General features: G+C 61.4%; 13 protein-coding genes. 7 read left to right on the top strand and 6 right to left on the bottom strand.

The annotated features are described in order from the left end of the window. Window positions 1–11 precede the first annotated feature (11 nt). Together B1781_RS21345 and B1781_RS21340 are read right to left on the bottom strand one after the other, a co-directional pair. On the bottom strand, window positions 12–449 hold the full coding sequence (locus tag B1781_RS21345) for an ATP-dependent zinc protease family protein (protein ID WP_078121620.1): 438 nt from the start codon (window positions 447–449) through the stop codon (window positions 12–14). Further along, window positions 446–2,779 carry a mechanosensitive ion channel family protein gene (locus B1781_RS21340; RefSeq protein WP_125932216.1) on the bottom strand — a complete coding sequence of 778 codons (2,334 nt, stop codon included), beginning with the start codon at window positions 2,777–2,779 and terminating at the stop codon, window positions 446–448. The genes B1781_RS21345 and B1781_RS21340 overlap by 4 nt, the downstream gene beginning before the upstream one ends. A gap of 117 nt (window positions 2,780–2,896) precedes the next feature. On the opposite strand from B1781_RS21340, the gene B1781_RS21335 reads away from it, so the two are divergent. Next, window positions 2,897–3,355: a DUF4124 domain-containing protein gene (locus tag B1781_RS21335; RefSeq protein WP_164513499.1), complete on the top strand. Its 459-nt coding sequence runs from the start codon at window positions 2,897–2,899 to the stop codon at window positions 3,353–3,355. 94 nt (window positions 3,356–3,449) lie between these two features. On the opposite strand, the gene B1781_RS21330 is transcribed toward B1781_RS21335, so the two are convergent. Together B1781_RS21330 and B1781_RS21325 are read right to left on the bottom strand one after the other, a co-directional pair. Further along, entirely contained in the window at window positions 3,450–4,328 is an 879-nt protein-coding gene (locus B1781_RS21330) for a fructosamine kinase family protein (protein ID WP_078121617.1), read from the bottom strand. Continuing rightward, window positions 4,325–4,921 carry an HNH endonuclease gene (locus B1781_RS21325; RefSeq protein WP_174575422.1) on the bottom strand — a complete coding sequence of 199 codons (597 nt, stop codon included), beginning with the start codon at window positions 4,919–4,921 and terminating at the stop codon, window positions 4,325–4,327. Before B1781_RS21325 ends, B1781_RS21330 begins: the two co-directional genes overlap by 4 nt. Window positions 4,922–5,533: 612 nt before the next feature. Between B1781_RS21325 and B1781_RS21320 the strand changes: the two genes are divergently transcribed. The 3 genes from B1781_RS21320 to B1781_RS21310 all read left to right on the top strand — a co-directional run bounded on the left by B1781_RS21320 (window position 5,534) and on the right by B1781_RS21310 (window position 10,344). Then, the gene (locus B1781_RS21320) at window positions 5,534–7,735 is read left to right on the top strand and encodes a primosomal protein N' (protein WP_078122176.1); all 2,202 of its coding nucleotides are present in this window, start codon (window positions 5,534–5,536) and stop codon (window positions 7,733–7,735) included. A gap of 83 nt (window positions 7,736–7,818) precedes the next feature. Beyond that, window positions 7,819–9,579, top strand: a complete 1,761-nt coding sequence (gene argS, locus B1781_RS21315; RefSeq protein WP_078121615.1) for an arginine--tRNA ligase — start codon at window positions 7,819–7,821, stop codon at window positions 9,577–9,579. 177 nt (window positions 9,580–9,756) lie between these two features. Next, window positions 9,757–10,344, top strand: a complete 588-nt coding sequence (locus B1781_RS21310; RefSeq protein ID WP_078121614.1) for an SPOR domain-containing protein — start codon at window positions 9,757–9,759, stop codon at window positions 10,342–10,344. A gap of 15 nt (window positions 10,345–10,359) precedes the next feature. Here B1781_RS21310 and B1781_RS21305 read toward each other — a convergent pair whose 3' ends face one another. Further along, window positions 10,360–11,160, bottom strand: coding sequence for a DUF3530 family protein (locus B1781_RS21305; protein WP_078121613.1), 801 nt, complete (start codon window positions 11,158–11,160; stop codon window positions 10,360–10,362). A 122-nt stretch (window positions 11,161–11,282) separates the two neighbouring features. Between B1781_RS21305 and rpe the strand changes: the two genes are divergently transcribed. The 3 genes from rpe to B1781_RS21290 all read left to right on the top strand — a co-directional run bounded on the left by rpe (window position 11,283) and on the right by B1781_RS21290 (window position 13,181). Further along, a complete protein-coding gene (rpe, locus tag B1781_RS21300; RefSeq protein ID WP_078121612.1) occupies window positions 11,283–11,972 on the top strand; it encodes a ribulose-phosphate 3-epimerase in 690 nt (229 codons plus the stop codon). Window positions 11,973–12,034: 62 nt separating this feature from the next. Next, complete coding sequence (locus B1781_RS21295) at window positions 12,035–12,703, top strand: phosphoglycolate phosphatase (RefSeq protein ID WP_078122175.1); 669 nt, start codon at window positions 12,035–12,037, stop codon at window positions 12,701–12,703. 76 nt (window positions 12,704–12,779) lie between these two features. Next, window positions 12,780–13,181, top strand: coding sequence for a hypothetical protein (locus tag B1781_RS21290; protein WP_078121611.1), 402 nt, complete (start codon window positions 12,780–12,782; stop codon window positions 13,179–13,181). An 88-nt stretch (window positions 13,182–13,269) separates the two neighbouring features. Here the strand turns inward: B1781_RS21290 and B1781_RS21285 are convergent, their stop codons facing one another. Beyond that, the gene (locus B1781_RS21285; protein WP_078121610.1) at window positions 13,270–13,635 is read right to left on the bottom strand and encodes a sulfur globule family protein; all 366 of its coding nucleotides are present in this window, start codon (window positions 13,633–13,635) and stop codon (window positions 13,270–13,272) included. Window positions 13,636–13,882 lie beyond the last annotated feature (247 nt).

The raw sequence follows: 13,882 nt of genomic DNA, 5'->3' as shown, positions 1-13,882 counted from the left end.
GCCTTTTGTGTTTACGGTTTGCCGGCGAGGTATGAAGCCGACGAATCGACGACCAGGTTCGCAGCAACCAATGCGGTGCGACCCAGCAGCATGCGGAAACGCATGCTGTCGCGGTTGGTCAGTGTCAGTTCGATCTCATCATCGAAATCAAGTATCTGCAGCCGGGTACGGATCACGAAGCGCAGTTCGCGGTGCCCACCTGAATCGGAAACCTGACGCTGATCGGCTATCTGTGCTTCGCAATGTAGCACTTGTTGCGCGTCATTTTGCATTGGATGGACGCCGAAGCGCAGGAAGTCCTTGTGGTCCCGCCGAAACGGCTCCACGTAGAATGCATGCAGACACGATGTGCGGGCCCCGGTATCGACCTTGGCCTTGATCAATGGAATGCCGATATCCGGCAACGCCAGCCATTCGCGCCAACCCAATGCCTGCTTGGCATGCGTCATGTGTCTTCGTCCTCTTTGTCGCCTTTTTCTGCCGGCCCGGGTTTCCCCGGAATCTGTGCGGATTCGCTCTTGGTTTCGACCGGTTCTCCGGCCGGACGATGCACGACGCGCTGCGGAAACGGTATCTCTATGCCAGCTTCGCGGAACGCGTCGTCGATCGCAAACAATGCATCACTCTTGGCCGACAGTTTGTAGTCGATATTGCGAATGAAGAACCGCAGTTCGAAGTTCAGCGAGCTGTCGCCGAAGTCCATGAAGAAGACCTGCGGCGGGCTGACGCGCGGATCGTGCAATACCGTGAGCGGATGTTCGCGTGCCACCTTCTGCAGAATGTCGCGCACCTGGCGCGTGTCGCTGCCGTAGGCGACGCCGACCGGCACAATCACCCGGCCGAACGGGTCCGACAATGTCAGGTTGGTAACCTGGTTGGAAATCAGTTCTGAGTTCGGTACCAGTACTTCTGCGCGGTCGAACGTCTGGATCAGGGTGTAGCGGATACTGACCTTGCGTACATAACCCTGCGTCTGGCCGACCACCACCCAGTCTCCCGGGCGCACCGGTCGCTCGAACAGCAGGATCAGGCCCGATACGAAGTTATTGACGATGTTCTGCAGGCCGAAACCGATACCGACCGATAAGGCACCGGCGACGATGGCGAGGTTTTGAAAGTCCAGCCCGGCCATGCTCAGGGCCAGCATGATCGCGATGCCGACGATGGCGTAACTGGTCAGCGACACGACCGATTGACGCGCACCCGAATCGAGGTTGGTGCGGGTCAGCCAGCGCTCACCCAGTTGGGTGCGCAGCCATCTGGCGAGGCTCAGCAGAACCAGGAACGACAGCAGCGCCAGGATCAGCTTGGACGGTACGATACGTACGGCGCCAACCTGGAAACCCTGGTGGAGCACATCGCGCACCAGCGCGGTGTCCGACTCCGATACCTGCCAGGCATACAGCAGCCAGTAACCGAGTCCGACAAGTGCGCCGATGCGCACCACCCAATGCAACATCCCGACGCCCGGGACTTTCTCGCCGCGTGAATAGCCGAGTCGTTTGCGCAACGCCGATTGCGACTCGGCGTCACTGTCTTTGAGCGAATCGAACAGGTGGCCGATCAACGACAGGCCGAGCCAGACCAGCAATACGCCGACCGCCGTACCGTAGATGCCCAGTGTCAGGAACATGCCGAGGTTGGGGTAACCGAGCCAGTCCGCGGTCGGGCCGGCAAGTAGGGCGATACCGATCGGCAGGCGCAGGCTGCGCAACGTCGACAGGTCGTCGCGCTGGTAGAGCTTGCGCATCAACCAGCCGGCGACTCCGACCAGCGCCAGCAGGAACAGCGCGCGCAACATGGGAACGGCGTCGCCCGGCAGGTAGTCATGTGCGCCCATCAGCACGAGTGCGCCGGCGACCAGCACCAGGTCGAGCAACAGCCGCGCGGGCACGCTTTCTGCGCAGTTCAGTTTGCCCTGGCAGACGAGCAACTGGATAAGCGGTGCAACGCAGGCGGATATCAATAGCGCGGCACCAAATGCCGCGAGCGGTGCTGCACCGGCGAGATACAGGGTGACGACAACGGTCAGCCCGACTGCCAACCACGGCAGGCGGCGACTGTAGAGATCGGCCAGGATCGTGCTGCGTTGCGGTGGGTTGGCGGTTTCCGGGTCCGGCATCGGGAAGCGCCCACGCAGCATGCGCGACAGCATCAGTGCGATCGGCGTCAGGATCGCCAATAGCAATGCGCCGGCGCCCAGCGCCGGCCAGGGTTCGAAACCGATCTTCTTGGTGGAGTCGAACGACAAGCCGTTGACCAGTACGTCGGTCGTCGTCTCCCATATGTCTTTGTCGTGATGCAGCAACTGGCGCGAGACCATCGCCTGCCACTGCGCGGTCAACTCGTTGCGCAGATCGCGCGCACCGATCGACGTCAATCGACAGACGGCAAGTTGCTGTTCGATGTCCTGCTGGTCTTTCTCAAACTTCTTTTGCGTGGCCTGAATTTCGCTGGCGGCCTTTTCGCCGGGCTCGCCGAGTGCCGCAAGGCGTTCCTTGACGCTGGCCAGATGCGCACTGAAATCGGCGACACACTGCTCGGCGCGCTCGCGAATCTTCAATACCTCGCTTTGTGCCTCGCTCAACCGTTCGCCCGCCGGTGGCGCGTCCTTCCACTTCTGCAGGTCGGCGCTGATCTCCTTGAGACGTTTGCTCGCGCTATCGGACCACTTGCCGGTTTCCTTCTCATCCACGAAACCGGCTTCCGCCAGGCACGCGCCGGCAGTCGCCAGCGTGGCAAGCAAGACAAGCAGAACGGCGCGCAGCCAAACGGTCATCGGAATCAGGTCCTTAAATCGCAAAGATCAAGCAGGGCGGTCGCGATACGGGGCGTGCCGCCCGGGAGGTAAAGCAGGCGTTATGATAGCGGGATGTGTCACCGGAGGAAGCCACGGATGAGACTCTTGTTGATGCTCGGCGCATTTCTGCTGACTGCGTCTGCGTTTGCCGCCGAGGTGTACCGCTGGACCGACAGCAATGGCCAGGTGCATTTTAGCCAGCGCCCGCCGCCGGTGGATGCCGAAAAGCTCGAACTGCCGGAGAGTGGCGAGACGCCGGCCGCGGCCGACACCAGCCTGGACAAGCGTCGCGAGCGTCAGCGCCGGGTACTGCAGTCGTACGAGTATGAGCGCGAGCAGAAAAAGGCGGCGGCCGCCAAGGCGGAGCAGGAGAAGCGCGAAATGGCTGCGAAATGCGTCGACATGGAAAAGCGTTGGCGGCGTCTGTCACACGGCGGTCCACTGTATTACCGCGACGACGGTGGCGAGCGCGAGTACCTCAGCGAACAACAGCGTGCGGACGAGAAGGCCAGGCTTCGACCGTATTTCAAGCGCTATTGCGGCCGTGAACCGTGAGCGCCCGCGGCGATCGGGCGATTGATCGGGTGGCGTGTTGCCGCGCTCTGTCGAGCATGGCCGCTTAGACCATGCCGGCCGCTGATACCTGGATTCAGCACTCCGCCAGCAGTGACTGCATCATGCGTTCGGCCTGACCGCCGTATCCGCCGCCAAACAGGTTGAGATGGTTGAGCACGTGATACAGGTTGTATAGCGTGCGCCTGACGCGATACCCGGCGTCGATCGGTGCAACCGCACGATAGGCCGCATAAAAGTCGGCGCTGAAACCGCCGAACAATTCGGTCATCGCCAGTTCGGCCTCGCGGTCGCCGAAATAGGTCGCTGGATCGTAGATCACCGGCTCGCCATTTTCGTCGAAGGCGATATTGCCGCTCCATAGATCGCCGTGCAGCAGCGCGGGTCTGGGGTCGTGATCGACAAGCACGTCGAAGCGTTCAAGCAACTGCTCACCGAGTTTCTGTAGCCGGCCGCCGTAGCCGTTGCGCGCCGCTTCGGCGAGTTGAAAGCCGAGCCGGTGATCGCGCCAGAATGTCACCCAGTCGTCGGTCCAGCTATTGCGTTGCGCAGTGGCACCGATGGTGTTGTCGCGCTGCCAGCCGAAGGCGTCGCTGCTCACCGCATGCAGTGCCGCGAGTTGCTCGCCGGCCTTGCGCCACGACAGCGCGTTGCCGTGGCTTAGCGCGTAGTACTGCATGACGATGTAGCTGCTGTCTCCGCTGACACCTGTCGAGATCGCGCGCGGCACCTTGATCGCATCGGCATCCGCGAGTTCGTTCAAGCCCTCAGCCTCGGCCTTGAACATGTCGAGGAGTTCGGCACGGTTGGTCTTGACGAACCAGGTCTGCTTACCGTCACTGAGTTTGAATGCGCTGTTGATGCAGCCGCCGCCGAGTCCGCTGGGCGCTTGCGGTTCGAATGCCTTGCCGGTGGCCGCGCTGATGTCGGCCGCGATGTCCTGCCAGATGCTCAAGCGTCGGGTTTTGGGTCGTGGTTGCGTTCGCGCAGCGGACTGGTGCGCGGAAAGTGGGCGCGTAGAAATGCCATCTGATCGGCGAGCACGTTACGGCCCTGCAGGTAGATGTACTCGGCATGGGTCGGTGTGAACGGGATCGCCAGCAATTGCATGTCGGCCTGTTCGGGGGTGCGGCCGGCTTTGTGATTGTTACAGCGCGTGCAGGCGGTGACGACATTCGTCCATTGATTCAGCCCGCCCTGGCTGATCGGTGTTACATGATCACGCGACAACTCGCGATAGTGAAAGTGATTGCCGCAGTACAGGCACAGGTGGTCATCGCGTTGAAATAGGGTGCGGTTGCTGAGCGGCGGCGTATAGCTGTCGCGCATCTGGTGATTGCCGAACGTCGCGATGATCGAATTGATTTCGATAATGCTGCGGCGACGGCTGATCGCATTGATACCGCCGTGCAGGGTGAACAGCGGCTCACCGCAGACGTAGGCGATCATGCCGAGGAAGTGCAGCCGTGCGGCCTGCCGAAAATCGATCCACTCCAGCGGCATGCCCGATGCATCGGTACGCAAAATCTGTTGTGAAAGGCTTTGCACCTGGGTGCTCCCACACGTGATTTGTTCGGTTATTGCATAGATCAGGCCGATCTTTCAAGGGGTGGTTCCGTGACAGCCAGCCACGGTGGCCCGCGCGCCCGGCTCGCACGGTGTCGCGTTAATATGTGGCCAAGGGCGTGACGAAATACGTACGACTCAATTCGGCGGTTTTGGCGTCTGGCGGGATACGAATCATGTTCTTATTCGACGCCTAGGTATCGGATTTTGTTTCGTTTCGGATAGTTGAAACTCGATTCCAGTCCGCAGGTTTGGCCTGGACCGGCTAATCGTCGCCGAAAAAATACGCTTGACAAACGTTGCAGATCGCTACTTATGCACAATCGAACCGCGTCGGCGGGCCGGCAGGGGATTCGTCCTGCAGCACTCCATCAGAATGTTTTGATATTTATTAACTTGTTGTTTACAAATGTTTTTTAATGATTGGCCATTTTTCGGTCAATTTAATGCAATTCGCCGTCTGACGCGGTTTGCGGCCATTTCCACAGGGTTATTCCACAAAGTTATCCACAGGCTCTGTGAAATTGGAGCTAAACGCTTGATTGTCGGGCAAACCCAACGACTGAGCGCGTGCGTGGAAACTGGTCGCTGCCGATGAAGTCGATGCCGATTGCGCGGATCGCGGTCGGCGCACCGCTACGCTCGCTGTTCGATTACGCAATCCCGCCGGGTGCGCAACCGGCGCCGGGGGCGCGGGTTGCGGTTTCGTTCGGGCGGGCGAAAGCGGTTGGCGTGGTCGTCGAACTGCTCGGCGAAACCGACTGTCCGCACGACAGACTCAAGCCACTGAGCCGGGTCATCGATCCCGAGCCCCTGCTGGCCGACGACGATCTGGCGTTTCTCCGCTGGGTGGCCGATTACTACCATCACCCGATCGGCGAGGTGGTGTTGACTGCACTGCCCAGGCGGCTGCGTTCGGCAGTAGCCACGCTCGAAGCCGGCGAACCGATGTGGGAACTGACCGATGCCGGCCGGGCGTTCTTGCAGAGCAGTGCAGGTCGCGCCCCGCGGCAGCGCGAAATCCTCGATTGGCTGCAACGACAGACAGCGCACATCGCGCCCCAACAACAGCTCAAATCGATCTTCAGCGGCAGTCATGCCGTTTTCAAGACACTGTGCGACAAGGGGCTGATCGCCAGCGGTATGCGGCTTGCTGCGACGCCGCTCGCAATCGATAGCGACGACGGCCATGAGCTCAACGCCGAGCAGGCGAAGGCCTATGAAAGCGTGGCCGGCAAACTGGGCGAGTTCGCGGTTGCCTTGCTCGATGGGGTGACCGGCAGTGGCAAGACCGAGGTCTACCTGCAGCTTGCGACTGCCGTGTTGGCCAGCGGCAAATCGGTGCTCGTGCTGGTCCCCGAGATATCACTGACCCCGCAGTTGTACGAACGTTTTCGCCAGCGCCTCGGCGACACGGTGCAGATGACGCACTCGGCAATGACCGACAACGAGCGCGAGCACGCCTGGCACCGTGCGCGGCTTGGTCTGTCGCGGGTGTTGCTGGGTACGCGTTCATCGATCTTCACGCCGATCGCCGATCTGGGCCTGGTGATCGTCGACGAAGAACACGATCCGTCGTTCAAGCAGACCGAGGGTTTCCGTTATTCGGCGCGCGATCTGGCGATCGTGCGTGGGCAGCGTGCACAGTGCCCGGTGGTACTTGGGTCGGCCACGCCATCGCTTGAATCGTTGCGCAATGTGCAGGCGGATCGTTACCGGCACCTGCGGCTCGATCAGCGTGCCGGCAACGCCCAGCCGCCGCGCATCGATCTGCTGGATGTGCGCGATCAGCCGTTGCAATGCGGTGTATCGGCGCCGCTGCTCGAACGTGTGGACGCCGTTCTGGCGCGCGGCGAGCAGGTGATGCTGTTCCTCAATCGGCGCGGATATGCGCCGGTGCTGACCTGTTTCAGCTGTGGCTGGTTGTCGGACTGTCCGCGCTGTGATGCGCGGCAGACGGTGCACCGCGCCAGCGGTCTGTTGTGGTGTCATCATTGTGGCGCGCAACGGCGCGTGCCGTCGGTGTGCCCGGAGTGTGGCGAGGACGATCTGCACCCGCTCGGCCAGGGCACCGAACAGCTCGAAGGCTACCTTGCCGAACGCTACGCGCAATATCCGCTGATTCGCGTCGATCGTGACGCGACCGCGCGCAAGGGCAGCCTGGATGCGTTGCTGCAGCGCCTGCATGACGCCGACGCAGCGATCCTGGTCGGTACCCAGATGCTCGCCAAGGGGCATCATTTTCCGCGCGTGACCCTGGTCGGTGTGCTCGATGCCGACGGTGGCCTGTACAGTGCCGACTTCCGCAGTACCGAACGCATGGCGCAACTGCTGATCCAGGTTGCCGGCAGGGCAGGTCGTGGCGATCGCCCGGGCCAGGTGTTGATCCAGACGCGGTTTCCCGAGCACCCCTTGTTGCAGACGCTGGTTCGCCACGGCTATCGCGCGTTCGCCGAGCAGGCACTGCAGGAGCGCCAGAGCGCGTCGATGCCGCCGTATTCGCACCAGGCGCTGCTGCGCGCGGAGGCGAGTCGGCGCGATGCGGCCGAGACCTTTCTTGCCGAGGTTGCGGCATGGGCATCGCAGGTCGCCAGCAGCGAGGTTGCGCTGTGGGGGCCGGTGCCGGCGCCGATGGCGAGACGTGCCGGCAAACACCGGGTGCATCTGCTGCTGCAGGCTGCGCAACGCAATGCGCTGCATGCGGTGTTGCGCGCCCTGCCCGAGTTCGCCGCCGGGCTGCCGGTTGCCAAGCGTGTGCGTTGGCATCTCGACATCGATCCGATCGATCTGTATTGAGGCGTCGGACCAATCCAGGCAATGCCTTAAAGCAGCGGTTCCTGCTATCCTTGCCGGCTTGAATTCCGGGATGTTTTGGGACCATGAAATCGCATATTGCCGACCTCGTCAGCCAGGCTCTGCACAAGCTCGTCGATCAACAGGTGCTCGATGGCGCTGATGTGCGTCCGGCCACGATCGAACGCACGCGCGACGAAGCGCACGGTGACTTCGCCACCAACGCGGCCATGGTTCACAGCAAGGCGGCAAAAATGCGGCCGCGCGATCTGGCGGACAAGCTGGTCGAGGCGCTGCCTTCATCCGACAGCGTGGTTGGCGTCGAAATCGCCGGCCCCGGCTTCATCAACTTCCAGCTTGCCGACAACGCCTACCACTCACTGGTGCCGGAGATACTGCGAGCCGGTCATGGCTATGGGCGCAGCACGTTGGGCGCGGGCAAGAAAGTGCAAGTCGAGTTCGTATCGGCCAACCCGACCGGGCCGCTGCATGTCGGTCACGGGCGTGGCGCCGCCTATGGCGCGGTCGTCGCCGATCTGCTCGAGGCCGTCGGCTACGACGTGCATCGCGAGTACTACGTCAACGACGCCGGCCGTCAGATGGATATCCTCGCCACCTCGGTATGGCTGCGTTACCTGGAGTTGTGCGGCGAGGCCCTGGAGTTTCCGAGCAACGGTTACAAAGGCGATTATGTTTGGGACATCGCCGCGTCACTGCATCGCGACCATGAGGATGCCTATCGTCACAGCACCGAAGAAACGTTCGCCGAGGTGCCGCCCGATGAACCTGCCGGCGGCGACAAAGAGGCGCACATCGACGCGCTGATCGAGCGCGCCAAGAAGCTGCTCGGCGACAATCGCTACCGCTTCGTTTTCGAGCTCGGTCTCAACGTGATCCTGGACGATATCCGCGATGATCTCGGCCTGTTCGGTGTGAATTACCAGGAGTGGTACTCGGAGCGTTCGCTGACCGAGTCCGGCGCGGTCAACAAGGCGATCGATCGCCTGCGCGACGCCGGCCACCTGTACGAGAACGACGGTGCCTGGTGGTTCCGCTCGACCAACTTCGGCGACGAAAAAGATCGCGTGGTGGTAAGGGACAACGGCCAGACGACCTATTTCGCCTCCGACATCGCCTACCACATGGACAAGCTCGAGCGCGGTTTCGACCGCGTGATCGACATCTGGGGTGCCGACCACCACGGCTATGTGCCGCGGGTGAAGGCGGCACTGCAGGCCATGGGCGGCGATGCCTCGAAGCTCGACGTGCTGCTGGTGCAGTTCGCGGTGCTCTACCGCGGCGGCGAGAAGGTGCAGATGTCGACCCGCTCGGGTGAATTCATCACGCTGCGCGAGCTGCGTAAAGAAGTCGGCAGTGATGCCGCCCGCTTCTTCTATGTGATGCGTAAGTGTGAGCAACACATGGATTTCGACCTCGATCTGGCCAAGTCGCAATCCAACGACAACCCGGTGTACTACGTGCAGTATGCGCATGCCCGTATCCACGCAGTGTTGCGCCAGGCCGCCGAGAAACTGATGGACGTGTCGCCGAGCGAAGGGGTGACCAACCTCGAGCGCCTGACCGAATCGCACGAGCTCGGGTTGCTGAAGACGCTGTCGCGTTATCCCGAGGTCGTCGAGTCGGCCGCGACCAACGAAGAGCCGCACCAGCTGACGCACTATCTGCGTGAGCTGGCCAACGACTTCCATACCTACTACAACGCGCATCAGTTTCTGGTCGACGACGAAACGCTGCGTGACGCGCGGATCAAGCTGATCCTGTCGACGCGCGAGGTATTGCGCAACGGGCTGAATCTGCTGGGTGTTTCGGCGCCGGAGAAGATGTAAGGCTGTGGCCACAGGGAAAGTGCAGCGGAGTTTTGCATCGGTGGGTGTGAGTCAATGCGCGAACCGTGCGCAAATGATCCGGCGGCTGTCGCATAAGCGTCAGGAACGGGCTAGAATTTCGCTCCCTTCACTGTCGTATCGCTGGCCGATGTCGCCCGCGTCTTTTTAGAAGCTGTCGTGCCTCGAGATTACAAACACCGCGCTCAACGCAAACCGAAGAAGAAACCGCTGCCGGCCTGGTTGTGGTTGCTCACGGGGCTGATGTTGGGTGGTTTTATCGTCGGTCTCGTCTGGTTGAACGGGCAGGCGACGGATCCCGGTGGCGATTGGGTGACGGCAAAACCCGACCGGCCGCCGACAGGCAAAGCGACGCCGCCACCCAAGGCGGCAGAGGTGCCGGATCCGCCCAAGCCGCGCTTCGATTTCTACAACATGCTGCCGGAGATGGAGGTCGTTGTACCGGAAGAGGAACTCGACCAGCCTGCAGCACCCAAGCCGAACACCGAGCAAACGACGGCGAAACCCGAGCGCTATCTGGTTCAAGTGGGCTCGTTCCGTCGTACTGAAGACGCCGATCGAATGAAGGCGCAACTGGCCCTGCTCGGATTCGAGGCGAAAGTGGTCAGCGCCAAGATCAACGACAAGGATACGCGCTACCGCGTACGGTCCGGCCCCTACCAGGGGGTGCCGGCGGTCAATGCAGCGCGCAAGCGTTTGGCCGACAACGGCTTCAACAGCATCGTCATACGCGCCGACGGCAACTGATCCGCTCTGCCGCTGTCATTGCGGCTGCGCGGGTTGCAGGCTTGTATTGGCGGCCAGCCATGCGCGGATACTCGCCAGCAGTCCGCCGTCAGACCCAAAGTATCCCGACGTGGCGCCGGCGACCGTGATCTGCCGAAAACTTCGGCTTTGGCTGTTCTCCAGCAACTGACGTCGTTTCGTCGCTGAATCAATGACGCCGGCAATGTCGCGCTCGGCATAGATATCGAGCAGCGGCAGCGTGAGTTCGGCAACCGGCGCCAATGTTTCGGCCGCGATATCGTCTGCCAGCGCGGTGCTGACCAACACCAGTGCCTGCAGTTCGGGCGGAGCGCCGGTAGCGGCGGACAGCAGCAGGATTATCCCGGTGTCACCCTGGGCGATCACCGCCTGGGTCTCGATATTGTTGTCTTTGAGCCAGACAAGCCCTGCCTGCAGGCGGGCGTTTATTCTCGCCTGCTGATCGCGCCAGTCTCCAGCGTTGGCATCGCGGTAACCGGCCGGCAATTGCAGCGATAGCGTATCCCAGCCGGCGTCGGCCAGACCCAGGCGCAGCGGTCGGATCACCTCCAGGCTGTTGGCGTTGCCGGCCTGGTCGTGCAATAGAACGATGCCGCCGCGCGGTTCTCCTTGCTGCCGCGGTTGATGGATGGCAATGAATTCTTCGCCCTCGGCCTGCAATCTGACGATACGGCCCTTGAGCTCTTGTGCGTCGCTCAGCGCGGCGTCGATCGCCAGCTCGTCGAGCACTTCGGCAAACGTGGCTGATGGGCCTATTAACGCGAAAAATAAGGCGAATGCGGACAGGCTTGATCTCATAGGGTGGCGGCTGCAAACGCGGGCGCTTTCCGGTAAAGTCACCCGTCCGATTTTTTGGCCCGCTCCTCCGGGGGCAGTTATCAACGCATTTTAGCGCCGGATCGCCGGCCAGGAGCGACGATATGTCCGACTACGTGATCGCGCCGTCCATTCTCTCTGCAGATTTCGCCAAGCTCGGCGACGAGTGCGACAAGGTGCTGGCCGCCGGCGCCGATTTCATCCACTTCGACGTGATGGACAACCACTATGTGCCGAACCTGACGATCGGCCCGCTGGTGTGCGAGGCGCTGCGCAAGCACGGCATTACGGCGCCGATCGACGTGCACCTGATGGTCAGCCCGGTCGATCGCATCGTCGGCGACTTCGCCAAGGCCGGTGCCACTTACATCACCTTCCACCCGGAGGCGTCGGATCACGTCGATCGCACGCTGCAGCTGATCCAGGGTGAGGGCTGCAAGGCCGGTCTGGTATTCAACCCGGCAACGCCGCTGTCGTACCTCGACTACGTGATCGACAAGGTCGACATGATCCTGCTGATGTCGGTCAACCCCGGCTTCGGTGGGCAGAGCTTCATTCCGTCGGCGCTCGACAAGCTCAAGCAGGCGCGCGAGATCATCAAGGCGTCGGGTCGCGACATCCGCCTCGAGATCGACGGCGGCGTCAAGGCCGACAATATCGCGGAAATCGCTGCCGCCGGTGCTGATACCTTTGTGTCCGGATCGGGCATCTTCGGCAAGGCCAAAGACACCGACCCCAACCGCTACGACTCGATCATCGAGCAGATGCGCGGCGAGTTGGCCAAGGTTTCCTGACCCCAAGGATTCGTTCCTATCTAGGGGCGGCGTCCCGCCCCTTGTTTTGGCGTGGAAGTATGATGACGCTGCGAAAACCGCAAATGATCCTGATCGATGTCGATGGCACGCTGGTAGACAGTGTGCCCGACCTCGCTTACTGCGTGGACGAGATGATGCGTCAGCTCGGACGCCCTGCACACGGTGAAACCAAGGTGCGCGACTGGGTCGGCAACGGTGTCGAGCGACTGGTTCGGCGCGCGTTGATCGGCCAGCTCGATGGTGAGCCGTCGGACGAAGACTTCGAACGTGCCTATCCGCTGTTTCTCGACCTGTATGCGGAGAACACCTCGAAGCGGTCGTGTCTGTATCCGGGCGTGCGCGAAGGGCTCGACTACATGAAATCGCAGGGCTACCAGCTCGGTTGCGTGACCAACAAGGCGGCGCAGTTCACGATCCCGCTGCTCAAGGATCTCGGTATCCACGACGAGTTCGGCATCGTCGTCTGTGGTGACACCTTGCCGGTGAAAAAACCCGATCCAGGCCCGCTGCTGCATGCTGCCAAGCACTTCGGCGTCGACGCCGCCGACGCGATGATGCTCGGCGACTCCAAGAGCGACGTGACCGCGGCGCGCGCCGCAGGCTTTCAGATCATCTGCATGAGCTACGGCTACAACCACGGCGAAGACATTCGCAATTATTCGCCGGATGCTGTGATCGACTCGATGGAAGAGCTGCGCGATCTGATCTGATTCGGCCGTCCGGCTTGGAATGCGTTCGCACGCCGCGCTACAGTGGCGGCCTGTTCACAGGTAACACGGTGTCGTCATGATTCGAGCCTTCCCGCTGTTTGTCGTCCCGCTGATCGTCTACAACCTGATGATGATGTCGGGCAGCCTTGACCCTGGCCTGCACGCCGAGCTGTTCTCGATCGGCTTGATGTCTGGTGCGCAGTGGAGTTTCACGACGCACGACGTATTCATCGCGGCCGGCGTGCTGATCCTGTACTTCGAGATATTCAAATCGACCGGAACCGGCCTGGCGTCGGTGCTTGATCACACCCTGTCGACGTTGGTTTTCGTGATCTACCTGGTCGAGTTCCTGATCGTCGAGGGCTGCGGCACGTCGACCTTCTTTATTCTCGGGCTGATGGCCTTGCTCGATGTGATTTCGGGGTTCACGGTGTCGATCGTCGCCGCGCGGCGCGACTTCGGTTTTAACAACCAGTAGCCTTTTTTGCCTTAGAAACGAAAAACCCCGCACATGGGTGCGGGGTTTTTTGTGGCCGGAAGTGATCCGGCCCGATCCGCAGATCGAATTACTCAGCAGCAGGTGCTGCCTGCGGAGCTGCCGGGGCAGCAGGAGCGGCAGGAGCGTAGCCGTACGGAGCATAGCCGTAAGGCGCGTAGCCGTACGGTGCGTTGTAGTTGTAACCGCGGCCGTAGCCATCGCCGTAGCCGTAGCCGTTACCGTAGCCGCGCATGTTGGTGTTGCCGCGACCCGAGAAGTTCATGCTGAAGGTGCCTTCGCCTGAAGCGTCGCCGGTACCGTCCATCACGCCGTTGCTGTAGCCGTTTCCATAGCCGTAGCCGTTGTTGTAGCCATTGTTGTAACCGTTGTTACCCCACCAGGCTGAGGCTTGGGCTGAGGCGAGGACTGCAACGAGGGCGATGATCTTTTTCATGGTCGAATCTCCGAGAGAGTTGGGTATGTGTGTCCTCGGATCAGAGAGGACGCCAGGCGATACAGCGTGCCAATGGCGGAAAAGTATATAAGCAAATACTAAAATGTCAAACGATTTTAAGAGGCGCTCGGCATCCTGTTTGCCAGCCTTGGCGATGCCCAGGTTTTTGGCTAAGGTAGGCGCTCGAAATTCGTATTCCAATTAATTCGGACCATGCAGCACTTCACACACAACGAGACGTACCTAC

It is taken from the genome of Thiosocius teredinicola (genome assembly GCF_002009425.1).
GTDB classification, from domain to species: Bacteria; Pseudomonadota; Gammaproteobacteria; order Chromatiales; family Chromatiaceae; genus Thiosocius; species Thiosocius teredinicola.
Note: the sequence above shows the minus strand (reverse complement) of the source record. Positions and strands in the feature narration are given on the sequence as shown.